The sequence below is a fragment of the Curtobacterium sp. B8 genome (assembly GCF_000333315.1).
Taxonomy (GTDB): domain Bacteria; phylum Actinomycetota; class Actinomycetes; order Actinomycetales; family Microbacteriaceae; genus Curtobacterium; species Curtobacterium luteum.
Map to the genome: position 1 here is coordinate 1 of NZ_BACW01000230.1, position 1,372 is coordinate 1,372.

Sequence of the window (1,372 nt, forward strand, 5' to 3'; positions counted from 1 at the left end):
GGCTCGAGCCGGAGTACGGCGCCCGGCCGCTCCGTCGCCTCATCCAGCGCGAGGTCGACGACCGCATCGCGAGCCTCGTGGTCGCCGAGTCGGTCCGGGACGGCGACACCGTCCGGGTCGACGTGGTGGACGGAGCCCTCCGCGTCGGTGCGGCGCGACCGGCGGAGGTCTGATCCGGCGTCCCGGACCGCCGACGAACGGCCCGGTGTCCTCGTGACACCGGGCCGTTCGTCGTCGTCGGGAACAATTCCGATCAATTTCTGCGAAAGATGCTTGCGCAGGCATTCCCGGTGTGGATAGTGTTCTCGAGCACACCGTCAGTACGAGACCGAAAGGGGGCGAACACCCATGATGATCACCGCCATCACGACGCACGGCACCACGCCGTTCCGTGGGATCACCGGGCTCTTCGGCACTCCTTTCCGAGTCCGCTGACCGGAAGCGTCCGCTCCACGACACCACTGCGCACCCAGCGCCGCTGAGCCTGAGCTCGCGACCGCTGTCCGCGAGGTCCACCGTGCCCGAACCGCCTCGTGCGATCGGGTACGGCGGCGCCGAGGAATGCGCACGGCATGTCCTTGGTCAACGACGCTCACCTCATTGGACTGCATTCCGAGAATGCACCCGCGTTCATTCTCGTCGTTGCCGATCCGCCATTCTCGCGTGCGCGCCGTCGCGTTCTTCGGCTCGCACCGCTTTCGTTCCGTCGGCCCGCACCCCGGGTCGGTTCGTCGTGCCCGGGGACCGTCCGGGCGACCATCCAGCAGGGGATCCACACCATGTCCACGAAGACCACCACCCGTCCTCCCGATACGCGCGCGGTGCGCCGCCGGGTCTCGCTGCCCGACCGCATCGCACTCCGCATCGGCCTCTGGCTGATCCTGTGGAGCCGGCGCACCACGCCCGTGCCGGTGACCGTCGAATTCGCGACCCGGCAGCGGATCGAGCGCGAGCGCCGTGAGCAGCAGCTGCGGGTCCTGCTGCGGAGCGGCACGATGCACCTCTGGCGCTGAGTGGCGCTGGGCGTCCGGCACCGCACCGTGCGAGGTGCCGGGCGCCCGCCATCGGCGCGCTCGTTCGGTGCGAGGTTTCGCGCATCGTGCGACGCTTCCCGCCTCGCACCCTGTGCGGAACCTCGCACGTTGCCGCAGCACCCTCGCACCGTGCGAGTGACCCGCCGGCACCTCGCACCGTGCGCGTCCATCCGAGCGCCCCGACTGCCGTACCGTTGTGCGGTGACCGAAACCGCTGCTGCCCTCGTCGACCGACTCACCGCGATCGTGCAGGACTTCCCGAAGCCGGGCATCCTCTTCCGCGACGTGACGCCCGTGTTCTCGGACCCGGTGGCGTTCGGGCGGGTGTGCGAGGCCCT

General features: G+C 70.0%; 2 protein-coding genes. Both read left to right on the plus strand.

The annotated features are described in order from the left end of the window. Nucleotides 1–173: hypothetical protein (locus I59_RS21325; protein ID WP_148286107.1), on the plus strand; the 173-nt coding region annotated here is incomplete at its 5' end. A 399-nt stretch (nt 174–572) separates the two neighbouring features. Continuing rightward, nucleotides 573–1,013 (plus strand): hypothetical protein, encoded by a 441-nt coding sequence (locus I59_RS22650; protein WP_187289790.1) that lies wholly within the window; start codon nt 573–575, stop codon nt 1,011–1,013. The last annotated feature ends 359 nt before the right edge of the window (nt 1,014–1,372 follow it).

Bases quoted from the DNA above. Each gene is read 5' to 3' on its own strand.
- I59_RS22650 (WP_187289790.1), top strand. From the start codon at position 573: ATGTCCTTGGTCAACGACGCTCACCTCATTGGACTGCATTCCGAGAAT.